This is a genomic window from Photobacterium jeanii (genome assembly GCF_001650345.1).
GTDB lineage: Bacteria > Pseudomonadota > Gammaproteobacteria > Enterobacterales > Vibrionaceae > Photobacterium > Photobacterium jeanii.
Genome location: NZ_LVHF01000015.1, coordinates 164,091 through 177,490 on the forward strand (window position 1 = coordinate 164,091; position 13,400 = coordinate 177,490).

Sequence of the window (13,400 nt, forward strand, 5' to 3'; positions counted from 1 at the left end):
GTCCTTATTTGGTTTCTAGTTCTTCAATGGTGTGGTGGTGGTTGGTAAACACACAGATATCGCCCGCAATTTTCAGCGATTTTTCCGCGATTTCACGTGCATCCAGTTCTGTGTTTTCAAGTAGGGCTGTTGCCGCTGCTTGTGCGAAGTTACCACCTGAGCCGATCGCAATCAGATCGTTTTCCGGCTGAACCACGTCGCCATTACCTGTGATGATCAATGAGCCCGTTTCATCGGCCACGGCCAATAGAGCTTCGAGTTTGCGCAGCGCACGGTCGGTACGCCAATCTTTAGCTAGTTCAACCGCTGATTTCAGCAGGTGACCTTGGTGCATTTCCAGCTTACGCTCAAAACGCTCGAATAGGGTGAAGGCATCAGCCGTACCGCCAGCAAAACCTGCTAGCACTTTGTTGTTGTAAAGGCGGCGAACTTTGCGCGCATTACCTTTCATCACTGTATTGCCAAGGGATACTTGACCATCACCAGCGATCACGACTTTTCCGTTTCGACGTACAGATACAATAGTTGTCACGGGGAAACCTCTTTGGGTTGCGCCGGCATTGAGAGCCGGTTTCAATGTTACTGTTTAATCTTGGGTTGGCCGGAACAAAATTCAAGGTACGTATAATAATGGGATATAAAAAAGGATGCCGAGGCATCCTTTTTCTGTGGGGTTGAGCGGGTTTATTCCCAGAACCAAATGGCGCATGGTTCGATGCCAGCACGGCGAAGGCGGTTACGATCGCTTTCGGCTTTACGCTTTTGCGGGTAAGGGCCAAGTATGACGCGGTGCCAACTGCCTTTTTCACCTTGCGATATTTTAATTTGGCTGGTTAACCCTTGGAAAGCAATCATGGCTTTACGCTCTTCGGCTTGTGCCATACTGCGGTAAGCGCCGCACTGCATCAGATAAGGGCGTGATGGTTTTTGCTCTTTCTTGGTTTCAACCTTCACCTCTTTGTTTTCCAGCTCTTCGATGTAGCGCCATTTTTCTTCCGGCTTCGGCGGTAAAGTCGCTTTCGGCTTAGGTTGAGGCTTCGGCTTGGATACTGGCTTTGGTTTAGGTTTTACAACTTCTTGTTTCACCGGTTTTGGCTGTGCTGGCGCAGGCTCGCTGGCAAGAAAGTACAGCCCGTAGCCAAGTGCACCGACTAACATCACGGCGATGATGGCCCATTTCACTGGGAATGAAGACCTTGGTGGGTTTTTACGACGACTATTGGTCGCTTTCTTCGGTCCTCGACCGCGTTTTACATAATCTCTGGTGGCCACAATACTGACAGTACAAAGGGTGAATCGATGGCTCTATGGTACAAACTTGACTGGAGACTGACTAGTAGCAGAGTCAATTTAGCGCGGAATGAAAGCAGGAAATGACATGAAAAATGTGAGCTTATGCCCAAAACGCTAAGCTCACATTTGTTGGTAGGTGGTTATTCTTTGGTCACATTATGCTGGCGGTGGTGGCGCTGCACTTTCGCGGATCACCAATTTTGCATCTAAAAGACGAGAACCGGCTTGAACATCCTTGCCTTTGAGCAGCTCAAGCAGCATGAGCATAGCTTGTCGTCCGATCTCGTAACGTGGTTGGGAAACCGTGGTTAACGGTGGATCGCAGTATTCGGCAAATTGAATGTCGTCGAAGCCGACAATGGAAATATCTTGCGGTACACGTAACCCTAGACGCTTGGCTTGCTGCATCGCACCAATTGCCATCACATCGCTGTGACAGAATAGAGCCGTCGGTGGCTCAGGTAATGACAGTAGGGCGGTGACGGCACGGGCGCCTGAAGCAAACGAGAAGTCGCCTTTCACGGTATAAGCGGGATTTAACTCAACCCCAGCACGGCGAAGGGCTTGCTGATAACCTTGGGCACGGAAATGACATAACGGTGCTGCATCAGGACCTGAAATTTGCGCGATGCGCTGGTGACCCATTTGCGTGAGGTAATTAACGGCTTCAAATGCGGCGGTGAGGTTGTCGATTTGAACCGTTGGCAGTTCTAACTCGGGAGAGTATTCACAAGCCATCACCAAAGGTGGCAGGTTTTTCTGCTCGGGTTTGCTGACATCAAACGGTAAGTCGGTACCGAGTAGCAGCATGCCGTCGGCTTGCTTGGTGAACACCAAGTTAACAAATGAGTTTTCGCGGTTTTTTTGCTGACCGCTATCGCCTAGTAGTACCAGATAGCCATGCTCCATGGCAGCTTCTTCGATCCCGCGGATCAATTCGCTGTAGTATGGATCACAAATATCAGGAACTATGGTTACGATAGTTTTGGATTCGTTTCGGCGGAGATTTCTTGCTAGTGAATTCGGTGAATAACCAGCTTCCATGACAGCTTGCTCAACCTTTTTGCGGGTTGAAGCCGACACTTTTTCCGGGTTCATCAAGGCACGAGATACCGTAGCCGTCGATACACCGGCAAGCTGGGCAACATCCTTCATTGTCGCCATAGTTGCACTTCCTCTCTATGATTTCTCTCATAACGATGCCGGAGGATCATAGCCAAAAGGGGCAGATACCTAAACCGACAAGGTGGATATTGTAGGCACTTCGATTAAATTTAAACATGCCTGTAGTAGCATAAATTACATTCACTGTGTGATCTATGTCGCATTACCTATTTTAAGTCAAATCTTGTGGCTCGACGTCTATCGACCAGCGAACTTTTTTTGCGAGTGGCAGCAATTGTACCATTGGTTTGGCGACAGCAAGCATATGCTGCAAGGTTTTGCGGTCTGGCGCTTGGAGTAATAATTGCCAACGATAGCGCCCTGCTCGGCGGGTTAGCGGAGCCGGATTGGGCCCTAAAATGCAGACATCTGGCGAAAAGTGCGGACTGGCTTCAAAGGTATTGCGAACCTGTTGCAAAAATTGCAGCACTTGATCGTTGTCGTTGGCTTCTGCTCGTAATAACGCCAAGTAAGTGTAAGGCGGGAGCCACGCTTGTTTGCGCTCGTTCAGTGCCGTGGTCGCAAAGCTGTCGTAGCCTTTGTGCAGCAGGTCTTGTAGCAGAGCATGGTCAGGGTGGTGGGTCTGCAGTAAGACTTCCCCCGGTTTGCTGGCACGTCCTGCCCGACCCGCGACTTGAATAAAGAGTTGGGCTAAGCGTTCTGAAGCGCGAAAGTCATTGCTGAACAAGGCGCTGTCGACATCGATGAGGGCGACCAAGGTCACATTGGGAAAGTGGTGGCCTTTGGCAAGCATTTGGGTGCCGATCAGAATTTGGTATTCGTTATTGCGGATCGCTTCGAGGTAGTTCTCTAATGCACCTTTACGACGGGTACTATCGCGATCGATGCGCACGGTTTTGTATTCAGGGAATAAGGTCGCCAGTTGCTGTTCAAGCTGCTCGGTGCCGACGCCTACCGGAATTAACTGGGTGGAACCACAGCCGCCACATTGATGCATGACAGGGCGTTGTCCACCGCAATGGTGACAACGCAGCTCTCCGGTTTGCTGGTGGAAGGTGTAGTGAACATCACAGCGTTTACAGTCCGCGAGCCAGCCACATTCGTGGCACATAATGGCTGGCGAGAAACCACGGCGGTTGAGAAACAGCATGACTTGATTGCCCGCCGCAAGGTGCTTGCGCATTTGGGCGATCAATGGCGCCGACAGACCCGATTCCAAATACAGTCCTTTGATATCGAGCACCCCATGACGTGCCTTTTGTGCGTTGCCCGCTCGACGCGTCAAAGTCAGGTGGTGATATTTGGCGGTTTTGGCGTTGTGTAAGCTTTCCAGCGCGGGGGTTGCTGAGCCCAATACCACGGGAATATTTTCTTTGTTGGCACGCAGAACCGCGATATCGCGGGCATGATAACGCAGGCTATCTTGCTGTTTGTACGAGGCGTCGTGCTCTTCATCAACAATAATGATGCCGAGGTTGGCAAATGGGGTAAACAAGGCTGAGCGGGTGCCGATGATGATCCCAGCTTGGTTATCGCGCCCGGCAAGCCAAGCGGACAAACGTTCGGTGTCGTTGAGCCCTGAGTGGATGGTCTCTAACGGCACATTAAAACGGCGCTTAAAACGGTTGATGGTTTGCGGTGTTAAGCCAATTTCTGGCACCAAAATCAGGGCTTGTTTGCCAGCGGCTAATATTGGTTCTAATAAGTTAAGGTAGACCTCGGTTTTCCCTGAACCTGTGACCCCTTCTAGCAGATAACAGCCGTAACCTTGGTGACTATTGACGGTCGCAATTGCCAACGCTTGCTCTTCGTTAAGACGTGGTTTTTCTTCGGTGACTGCAAAGTCGCGTTGCCAAAGTTTGGCTTTCGGCTGCTCAATGACTTCTTCAATCCAGCCTTTTTCGCTCAAGGTTTTTAACGTCGCCGAGGTGATCTCTTGGGCGAGCAAGTGCTCATGGCTGGTGGTGCCTTGTTGTAATACCGTCAACACCTGCGCCTGACGCGGCGCACGCTTGAGGCTGGTTAACGGTTGCTCGCGTCCGGTCTCGGTTAAAGCCCAGCTTTTTAAGGCGGCAGGGGAGGCTTCACGTCCTTTGCGCAGCAGGGCTGGCATGGCGTTTGCCAAGGTATCACCCATTGGGTATTGGTAATACTGACTGGCCCATTTCAACAGACCAAACAGAGCGTTAGGCCACAAAGGGGTACTATCAAGCACTGCGCCTAACGGTTTTAATTGCTCGCGCGGAAAGCTGCTGTGATCGCTTAAGCCTACCACTATTCCCACCAAATGCTGACGCCCAAACGGCACGCGTACGCGTCCACCAACAACAGGGTGAGTGTCGGGTTTGATAAGGTAATCAAAGGTTTTGTCCAATGGGACAGGCAGCGCCACTTGGGCTATATCGAGCGTCATGATAAACCGCACATTCGCAAAGCTAGAGCAATAAGGATAGGCAGTGTACCTTGCCACGGGACGTATCCCAACTGCTGTGAGTGATCGGCTTTCTTCTACAATAAGAAATGGATGGACACTTTTCTTGTGAAAACGACCAACATTGGTTGATCTCACAGGGTAGATTGATTACTATACGCCGCCTAATTTATCGCCTAGTGCGGTAACTATTTTATTAACGCGTGTGGTGCCCGGCTTTGGATCGGGAGAGCGACACGGCCTTAACCTGAGGTTATCCCATGAAAGTAGGTATTCACCCAGAATACAAAGCTGTAAGCGCTCGTTGCTCTTGCGGTAACACATTTGAATTTAACTCTACAATGGGCAAAGACATCAACCTTGATGTTTGTGACAAATGTCACCCATTCTACACTGGTAAGCAACGTCAAGTTAGCACTGGTGGTCGTATCGACAAATTCAACAAGCGTTTCGGTGCGCTTTCAAGCAAGTAATTTGCCTGATAAATATCGCCAAAAGGGACGCATTCGCGTCCCTTTTTGTTTTCTGCCTTTCTGCGTTTTTCTTACCTTCCACGCATAACCCCGTTTCCGATTGGAATTATTACTTCACTTGTTTTTGCTGCCAAAATCCATGTCTAAAATAGGGGTATTAGCTTTTTATCCTGTTTGGAAATCGGGATTGCAATTTTGTGACACGTTTTCTACCCATTTTTTAAATATTGTTAGCGAAAATCGCAATTCTCTTGGCTCGACCAGCTGGTCAGCGCTAGGATTTTCACGTGCTATAGAATATGATCTGGGTCGCACGAAATACTAAGAATCGTTTTCATTCACCATCTAAAAACGGTTCAAAGTTGTACTTTCCTTATTATCATTCAGGACCAGAACATCATGTCTGAAGATTTTCGCCAACAAGCGCTGCACTACCACGCATACCCAGTACCAGGCAAAACTGCAATTTCTCTAACGAAACCTGCCGACACGGTAGAAGACTTAGCGCTAGCCTACAGCCCGGGTGTTGCTGAGCCAGTGCGTGAAATCGCTCAGAATGCTGACAACGTGTACAAGTACACAGGTAAAGGCAACATGGTTGCGGTTATCACTAACGGTACTGCGATCCTTGGTTTAGGTAACTTGGGCCCACTGGCTTCAAAACCAGTAATGGAAGGTAAATCGCTGCTATTTAAGCGTTTTGCAGGTCTAGACTCGATCGATATCGAAGTGAAACACCGCACTATCGATGAGTTCGTTGATACCGTTGCTAACATCTCTGACACCTTTGGTGGCATTAACTTAGAAGATATCAAAGCACCGGATTGTTTTGAGATCGAAAAACGTCTGATTGAGCGTTGTAACGTGCCTGTATTCCACGATGACCAGCACGGTACTGCGATTGTAACTGCGGCAGGTATGCTGAATGCACTTGAGCTACAAGGCAAAAACATCGCTGAGTCTGTGATTGTGTGTCTTGGCGCGGGTGCGGCAGCTGTGGCTTGTATGGAGCTACTGATCAAATGTGGCGCGCAGCGTGAGAAGATCTACATGCTGGACCGTAAAGGTGTGATCCATACTCGTCGTGATGACATCAACGAATACAAACAACTGTTCGCTAATAACACTGACAAGCGTACCTTGGAAGATGTGATTGAAGGTGCGGATATCTTTGTTGGTGTATCTGGCCCAGATCTACTGGCACCGGAAGCGCTGAAACTGATGGCTGATAAGCCTGTTGTGTTTGCTTGTTCGAACCCAGATCCAGAAATCAAACCTGAGCTAGCACACCAAGTGCGTAACGATTTGATCATGGGTACTGGTCGTTCTGACTACCCGAACCAAGTAAATAACGTACTGTGTTTCCCATTCATCTTCCGTGGCGCGCTGGATGTACGTGCGAGCCAAATTAACGATGAAATGAAACTAGCAGCGGTTGACGCTATTCGTGAACTAGCGAAAGAGCCAGTGCCACAAGAAGTGCTAACGGCTGCGGGTGTGGATAGCCTAAGCTTTGGTCCTGATTACATCATTCCTAAGCCAATGGACCCACGTTTATTGCCACGAGTTGCTAAAGCGGTAGCACAAGCTGCGGTTGATTCAGGCGTAGCGCAAATCGAGATGCCAAACAATTACATGGCGTAACGATGGCATAACAGCGAAAGCGAATGAGCGAGTTATCACTCGCTTATGACCAAGCTGTAGCGATAAAAAAACCAGCCAAGCGGCTGGTTTTTTTGTACCTGTCAGAGCTTATTCGTTGATGTCTTCGTAGGTGATGCCCATTTCTTCCATCAGCGCTTTGGCTTCAGCTGGTAAGTCGTCAGGGCGATCTTTACGAATATCGTCATCTGTTGGTAACGGTTGACCTGTATAAGCATGAAGAAATGCTTCACACAATAATTCACTATTTGTCGCATGGCGTAGGTTGTTCACCTGACGACGGGTGCGCTCATCAGTCAGGATTTTGAGTACCTTCAATGGAATCGACACGGTGATCTTCTTTACTTGTTCGTTTTTCTTACCGTGCTCTGCGTAGGGACTGATGTACTCGCCGTTCCACTCTGCCATGTTTTACCTTCTCAGCGTGTTGTTGTTACCGCCGCTCAGGTTATTTCCCACCGTAAAGACATTGCAAGCTTGGTGGTTCACGAAATAACTGCGAGTAAGGCAGTGAGTCATAATTAATGTTTGCCTGAATTTTAGCGATATTTACCGCCATAAGCAAAGACATATAGACGTCTAGAAGTGTTGACGTCTTTTTGCGTAATCGTTAAGGTGGTGCTAGGAATTTAATTCGGCCACTGACCGAGACAAGGAAGGGAATTATGAGTGACAAGAAGCTTGCCACTATTGCTGTACGTACCGGCATTGAATCCGACAGCCAACACCACGCTGTGGTACCACCGATTTATCTCACTTCAACCTACAGTTTTCCACAGTTAGGGGAAGTTCCGCAATACGATTATTCTCGCTCGGGTAACCCAAGTCGCAACATGTTGGCTGATGCGTTGACCGAACTCGAAGGTGGTGCGGGTGGGGTGGTCACCAGTTGTGGTACCGCGGCGATTAACCTCCTTGTATCGGCATTATTAGGTCCGGACGATCTGATCATAGCACCGCACGATTGTTATGGTGGCACTTACCGTTTATTTAGTACGCGGGCGAACAAAGGTGACTTTCAGGTTGAGTTTGTTGATCAGTCCGATCCACAAGCATTGGCGGCGGCGTTCGCCAAAAAGCCGAAAATCATTTGGCTCGAAACACCGTCAAACCCACTGCTGAGGGTGGTCGATGTGGCCAAGCTCTGCCAGCAAGCCAAAGCGGCGGGGACGCTAGTGGCGGTCGATAACACTTTCTTATCTCCAGTATTACAACAGCCTATCGCGCTCGGGGCTGATTTTGTGGTGCATTCAACCACGAAATATATCAATGGTCATTCTGATGTGGTGGGTGGAATTTTGATTTCTGCCGATAGCGAACATGCTGAGAACATTGCATGGTGGGCAAACTGCATTGGGGCAACAGGGGCGCCGTTTGATGCCTATCTCACCTTGCGTGGGCTGCGAACCTTGGTGCCACGAATGAAAATGCACGAAGAGAATGGCGCTCAAGTACTTGAGTTTTTGCAACGCCACCCGCAAGTGAGCGCAATTTATCACCCAAGCTTGCCAGAGCATCCAGGGCATGAGATTGCCAAGCGCCAGCAAAAAGGTTTTGGTTCGATGATCAGCTTTGAATTGGCTGGCAGTCACCGTCAACTCGAAGTGTTTGTTAAAGCACTGAAATGTTTCTCGCTGGCAGAATCCTTAGGTGGAACTGAGAGTCTGATCGCGCATCCGTCGAGCATGACTCACCGTGCTATGAGCGATGAAGCGCAAGCGGAAGCGGGGATCAAAACCTCATTGCTACGCCTGTCGGTTGGGTTGGAAGATCCGGCCGATCTGATTTCTGACTTAGCACAAGCTTTCGTACAAGCGGAGGGGGCGGCGTAATGACTCATTCTCGTCAATTGCATAAATTCGGTGGTAGTAGCTTGGCGGATGCTGAGTGTTACCGCCGGGTGGCTAACATCTTGCAAAATTACTCGGCTGCCGATGATTTGATCGTCGTCTCGGCAGCCGGAAAAACAACTAATCGTCTGATTGAATGGCTTGCGCTACTCACCAAAGACGGTCGCCATGCTCATGAAGCGCTGCAAGAATTGCGTCTTTATCAGCAAGCGCTGATTGAAGACTTGTTATCAGAAGACGCTGCCGATGAACTCTTAACTCAACTTCACTTAGAGCTCAGTGCACTCTCAGCGCTCGATCCCACGACCTTGACCACTGAAGAACAAGCCAAAGTACTTGGTCATGGCGAGTTGTGGTCTGCGCGCTTGCTCGCGGCAGTGCTTGCAAGTAATGAGATGGCAGCGTGCCACCTCGATTCGCGAAGTTTTCTTCGTGCCGAGCAAGCCGCTCAGCCTGAAGTGGATTGTGCAGCATCGCGCCCGTTATTACAGCAACAGTTGGTGCAACATCAGCATCGCCGTGTGGTGATCACTGGCTTCATGGCCCAAAACCAAGCTGGTGAAACCGTATTGCTAGGGCGTAACGGCTCAGACTATTCTGCGACCGTGATCGGTGCATTGGCGGATGTCAGCCGAGTGACGATTTGGAGCGATGTCGCTGGGGTATACAGCGCCGATCCGAACCAAGTTAAAGATGCTTGCTTGTTGCCATTGCTGCGCTTGGACGAAGCCAGTGAACTTGCACGTCTAGCTGCTCCTGTTTTGCACAGTCGTACTTTGCAGCCGGTGGCGCAAAGTGCGATTGATTTAACCCTGCGTTGTAGTCACCAACCTGAATCGGGCTCAACCCGTGTTGAGCGTGTTTTGGCTTCGGGGCGAGGGGCAAAAATTGTTACCTCGCTCGATGATGTCTGTGTGATTGAATTGGACATCGCGTCAGCTCACGATTTTGCACCGATCCAAAAAGCATTAGCGCGCACTCTACAGCGAGGGCAAGTACCGCCATTGGCGCAAAGTGTCGATCAAGACCAAGGTAAGATTTTGCTGGCGTATACCAGTGAAGTCGTTAACGGGGTGCTGGCATTACTCCAAGATACCGGTATTGCAGCTGAACTGCGCTTGCGTGATGGCTTTGCGATGGTTGCGGTGGTGGGCGCTGGGGTGGTGAATAATCCCGTTCACTGTCATGGCTTTTATCAACAACTCAAAGGACAACCGGTCGAGTTTTTAGCTGAAGCCGAGTCAGGGCTGAGTCTGGTGGCGATCTTACGCCATGTCGACCCTAGTACTTTGATCGGTGGGATCCACCAAAGCTTGTTCCAAGCCCAAAAGCGAATTGGTTTGGTGTTGTGCGGCAAAGGCAATATTGGCAGCCGTTGGTTGGAGTTGTTTGAAACTGAGTGTGAGCAGCTCAATAAGCGCCATGGCATGACGTTTACCTTGGTGGGTGTGGCTGATAGTCGCCGCCATTGGATTGATTATAACGGTATCCTTCCTTCACGAGCTTTGACCTGCTTTGATGATGAAGCGGTGGAATACGCAGAAGGTGAGTTGTTAACTACCTTGGCGGCTCACCCGTTTGATGATGTGGTGATCCTTGATGTGACCGCCAGTGCGGAATTGGCGGCTAAATACCCACAAGTGGCGGAAAATGGGTTACATCTGATTTCGGCCAACAAAGTGGCGGGTTCTGCATCGAGTCATGATTATCATGCGGTGCAAGATGCCTTTGCTAAGAGCAGTCGTCATTGGTTATATAACGCGACCGTTGGGGCTGGGCTGCCCGTTAACCATACGGTGCGTGATTTGCGTGAAAGTGGCGATGACATTATTGCGGTGTCTGGTATTTTCTCTGGCACCTTGTCGTGGCTGTTTCAGCAATACGACGGTTCGGTGCCGTTTTCTGCTCTGATTGAGCAAGCGTGGCAGCAAGGGCTGACCGAGCCAGATCCGCGAAATGATCTCGACGGTAGCGATGTGATGCGCAAACTGGTGATCTTGGCGCGTGAATCCGGGTTAGAGATTGAGCCTGAGCAGGTCAAGGTTGAAAGTTTGGTGCCTGATGCATTGGCATCCGTCAGCCTCGATGGTTTCTTTGAACAAGCTGGTGAGCTTGACCGTCAGCTAGCGGAGCGGTTAGCGAAAGCGAGTAAAGAAGACAAGGTACTGCGCTATGTGGCGCGGTTGGATAAGAAAGGTAAAGCGGCGGTGGGGGTTGAAGCGCTACCCAAAGAGCATGCGCTGGCGAACTTATTACCGTGTGACAACATCTTTGCTATCGAGAGCCGTTGGTATCGGGATAACCCGTTGGTGATCCGTGGGCCAGGGGCTGGGCGTGATGTGACTGCGGGGGCCTTGCTCTCTGACATTAATCGTTTAGCCGCCTTGCTGTAAATTTAGTTAGGCAAACTTGCCGTCATCCTTTGCATGAATAGCCACCTTTTCGAGGTGGCTTTTTTGCTGTTTTCTTTCACTAATTTGGCGCCTTTGATGGCTTCTCCTCCTAATTCCAGTCAGTTGTTCTAGTCTTGATCAAGAGGGCATTATCGCGATGACCTAGCTTGAAAAATATGCAATGCGATGTTGAGAAATATTCATGATCACTTGGTTGACATTAAATTACTATCACGACATTCTGTAGACATATAGACGTCTAAATGGTTATTTGAAGACGTTAGCTTTTAGGGATAGCGAGGCCAGGGCGCCGAGAAAAGAAGGGATGAACTATGGGGTATTCTCACGCAAGTCACTTAGACGCACTTAATCAAAACATTGTCGATCTTAATGGTGATCTCAATGTGTCGTTTGAGTTTTTTCCGCCAAGCAGTGAGCAGATGGAGAAAACCCTATGGGCGTCGATCCACCGCCTTAAAACGTTGAAACCGAAATTTGTTTCCGTGACTTACGGTGCTAACTCTGGCGAGCGTGACCGTACTCACTCCATTATCAAAGACATCAAAGAGCAGACCGGTTTGGTCGCGGCTCCCCACCTTACCTGTATCGATGCCAGCCGCGAAGAGTTACGCACCATTGCCCGTGATTACTGGAATAGCGGTATTCGCGATATCGTGGCACTGCGTGGCGATTTACCGCCCCAAGGTGGGAAGCCAGATATGTACGCGGTGGATTTGGTGGAGCTTTTGCGTCAAGAAGCCGAGTTTGATATCTCAGTCGCAGCGTATCCGGAAGTACACCCTGAAGCGAAAAGTGCCCAAGCGGATTTGATCAACTTGAAACGAAAAGTTGATGCGGGTGCGAGTCGAGCAATTACCCAATTTTTCTTCGATGTAGAAAGCTACCTGCGCTTTCGTGACCGCTGTGTGGCGGCTGGGATTGATGTTGAAATCGTACCGGGCATCTTACCGGTATCTAACATGACTCAAGCTAAACGCTTTGCCAAAATTAATAATGTCAAAATTCCTGGCTGGCTAGAGAAGCAATATGAGGGACTGGAAGACGATTTACTTAGTCGTCAGATGGTAGGAGCAAGTAATGCGATCGATATGGTTCGTGTCCTGAGCCGTGAAGGGGTCAAAGATTTCCACTTCTACACTCTGAACCGCGCAGAACTGACTTACGCGATTTGTCACACGTTAGGGGTGCGTGCTGAGGTTGAGATTGCGCAGGCATAGCCGCGGTAACAGTGCAGGGGAGTATTCTCTTTAGGGATAGTGTTTGATCTGACAGCTCGCGTAATGAATCGTGATAGCAATAAAAAAGCCGCTCGATGAGCGGCTTTGTATCATTAACAGGTCGGCGCTTACAGTGCTACTGAGCTACCTTCGCTGTCCATGTCTTTTAGCTCAGCCAGAACTTCTTCAGCCCAGATGATCCACGCTTGGCGATTGTGCATGCCACGGCGTAGAGTCAGACGGTCTAAGCGGTCTTGACGGCTCATGTTTTTGTAATCACCGAAGTGTACTTTTTCTAGTTCTTGGTAGTGGTTAACCAGACTATGTGACTCTTCGATCAGCGCAGCAAGCTGTTGTTGCATTGGCAGTGAATTGTGAACACCACAAACAAGCAGTTTTGCAGAGAACTCATCACGGATGGTTGGGTTACGAGCTGGCTCTTGGAACCAGTCGAACAGTGCTTGGCGACCTAGATCTGTGATTGAGTAAACTTTACGATCTGGCTTGCCATCTTGTGGTTCAAGGCGACAAGTTACCTGATCATTGGTTGCCATTTTGTTTAGCTCGCGATACACCTGCTGGTGGCTTGCTTTCCAAAAGTAACCGATGCTGTGTGAGAATTCTTTAGTAATATCGTAACCCGTTGCGTCGCGGTTGCTCAGCACGGTCAAAATAACGTGTGGTAGTGACATCTCTTCTATCCGCTATAAAATCATTATAAAAATCGATCAAACCAGGCTTACCCTTCGCTCTTTGGCGTTCTTATAATCAACCTGTTTCAGTGCCTGACCGAGATCACATAGAGTATCATCAATACACTCAGTACGGATACCTCAATAGAGTAGTATTCACATGATTAAGCTATAAAATGCTCATCTTGTGACCTTTATCCATATCGATAATCCTATTTAGCAGTGCAAATTGTTTTGATTCAT

The 13,400-nt window shown here is 49.3% G+C and carries 11 protein-coding genes; 5 read left to right on the forward strand and 6 right to left on the reverse strand.

All coding sequences use genetic code 11. From position 1 onward, the window contains the following. Positions 1-4: 4 nt before the first annotated feature. The 4 genes from hslV to priA all read right to left on the reverse strand — a co-directional run bounded on the left by hslV (position 5) and on the right by priA (position 4,831). The gene (hslV, locus tag A3K86_RS08875; RefSeq protein WP_068330542.1) at positions 5-532 is read right to left on the reverse strand and encodes an ATP-dependent protease subunit HslV; all 528 of its coding nucleotides are present in this window, start codon (positions 530-532) and stop codon (positions 5-7) included. 152 nt (positions 533-684) lie between these two features. Beyond that, complete coding sequence (locus A3K86_RS08880; RefSeq protein ID WP_068330543.1) at positions 685-1,272, reverse strand: SPOR domain-containing protein; 588 nt, start codon at positions 1,270-1,272, stop codon at positions 685-687. 177 nt (positions 1,273-1,449) lie between these two features. Further along, positions 1,450-2,457, reverse strand: coding sequence for a DNA-binding transcriptional regulator CytR (cytR, locus tag A3K86_RS08885; RefSeq protein ID WP_068330544.1), 1,008 nt, complete (start codon positions 2,455-2,457; stop codon positions 1,450-1,452). A gap of 172 nt (positions 2,458-2,629) precedes the next feature. After that, positions 2,630-4,831 (reverse strand): primosomal protein N', encoded by a 2,202-nt coding sequence (gene priA, locus A3K86_RS08890; RefSeq protein WP_068330545.1) that lies wholly within the window; start codon positions 4,829-4,831, stop codon positions 2,630-2,632. 278 nt (positions 4,832-5,109) lie between these two features. Between priA and rpmE the strand changes: the two genes are divergently transcribed. Together rpmE and A3K86_RS08900 are read left to right on the forward strand one after the other, a co-directional pair. Beyond that, entirely contained in the window at positions 5,110-5,322 is a 213-nt protein-coding gene (rpmE, locus tag A3K86_RS08895; protein WP_068330546.1) for a 50S ribosomal protein L31, read from the forward strand. Positions 5,323-5,721: 399 nt separating this feature from the next. Beyond that, complete coding sequence (locus A3K86_RS08900) at positions 5,722-6,966, forward strand: malic enzyme-like NAD(P)-binding protein (protein ID WP_068330547.1); 1,245 nt, start codon at positions 5,722-5,724, stop codon at positions 6,964-6,966. Positions 6,967-7,074: 108 nt separating this feature from the next. Here A3K86_RS08900 and metJ read toward each other — a convergent pair whose 3' ends face one another. After that, complete coding sequence (gene metJ / locus A3K86_RS08905; RefSeq protein WP_068330548.1) at positions 7,075-7,392, reverse strand: met regulon transcriptional regulator MetJ; 318 nt, start codon at positions 7,390-7,392, stop codon at positions 7,075-7,077. Positions 7,393-7,649: 257 nt separating this feature from the next. Here metJ and A3K86_RS08910 point away from each other — a divergent pair, with 257 nt between their 5' ends. From A3K86_RS08910 to metF, 3 genes are all read left to right on the forward strand, one after another. Beyond that, positions 7,650-8,816, forward strand: a complete 1,167-nt coding sequence (locus A3K86_RS08910; protein WP_068330549.1) for an O-succinylhomoserine (thiol)-lyase — start codon at positions 7,650-7,652, stop codon at positions 8,814-8,816. Further along, positions 8,816-11,227: a bifunctional aspartate kinase/homoserine dehydrogenase II gene (locus A3K86_RS08915; protein WP_068330550.1), complete on the forward strand. Its 2,412-nt coding sequence runs from the start codon at positions 8,816-8,818 to the stop codon at positions 11,225-11,227. The genes A3K86_RS08910 and A3K86_RS08915 overlap by 1 nt, the downstream gene beginning before the upstream one ends. A 332-nt stretch (positions 11,228-11,559) precedes the next feature. After that, positions 11,560-12,465, forward strand: coding sequence for a methylenetetrahydrofolate reductase (gene metF, locus A3K86_RS08920; RefSeq protein ID WP_068330551.1), 906 nt, complete (start codon positions 11,560-11,562; stop codon positions 12,463-12,465). Positions 12,466-12,593: 128 nt separating this feature from the next. Here the strand turns inward: metF and A3K86_RS08925 are convergent, their stop codons facing one another. Continuing rightward, positions 12,594-13,157, reverse strand: coding sequence for a PadR family transcriptional regulator (locus A3K86_RS08925; RefSeq protein WP_068330552.1), 564 nt, complete (start codon positions 13,155-13,157; stop codon positions 12,594-12,596). Positions 13,158-13,400 lie beyond the last annotated feature (243 nt).

Coding starts and splice junctions, on each gene's coding strand:
- cytR (WP_068330544.1), bottom strand. CDS start 2,457: ATGGCGACAATGAAGGATGTTGCCCAGCTTGCCGGTGTATCGACGGCT.
- priA (WP_068330545.1), bottom strand. CDS start 4,831: ATGACGCTCGATATAGCCCAAGTGGCGCTGCCTGTCCCATTGGACAAA.
- rpmE (WP_068330546.1), top strand. CDS start 5,110: ATGAAAGTAGGTATTCACCCAGAATACAAAGCTGTAAGCGCTCGTTGC.
- A3K86_RS08900 (WP_068330547.1), top strand. CDS start 5,722: ATGTCTGAAGATTTTCGCCAACAAGCGCTGCACTACCACGCATACCCA.
- metJ (WP_068330548.1), bottom strand. CDS start 7,392: ATGGCAGAGTGGAACGGCGAGTACATCAGTCCCTACGCAGAGCACGGT.
- A3K86_RS08910 (WP_068330549.1), top strand. CDS start 7,650: ATGAGTGACAAGAAGCTTGCCACTATTGCTGTACGTACCGGCATTGAA.
- A3K86_RS08915 (WP_068330550.1), top strand. CDS start 8,816: ATGACTCATTCTCGTCAATTGCATAAATTCGGTGGTAGTAGCTTGGCG.
- metF (WP_068330551.1), top strand. CDS start 11,560: ATGGGGTATTCTCACGCAAGTCACTTAGACGCACTTAATCAAAACATT.
- A3K86_RS08925 (WP_068330552.1), bottom strand. CDS start 13,157: ATGTCACTACCACACGTTATTTTGACCGTGCTGAGCAACCGCGACGCA.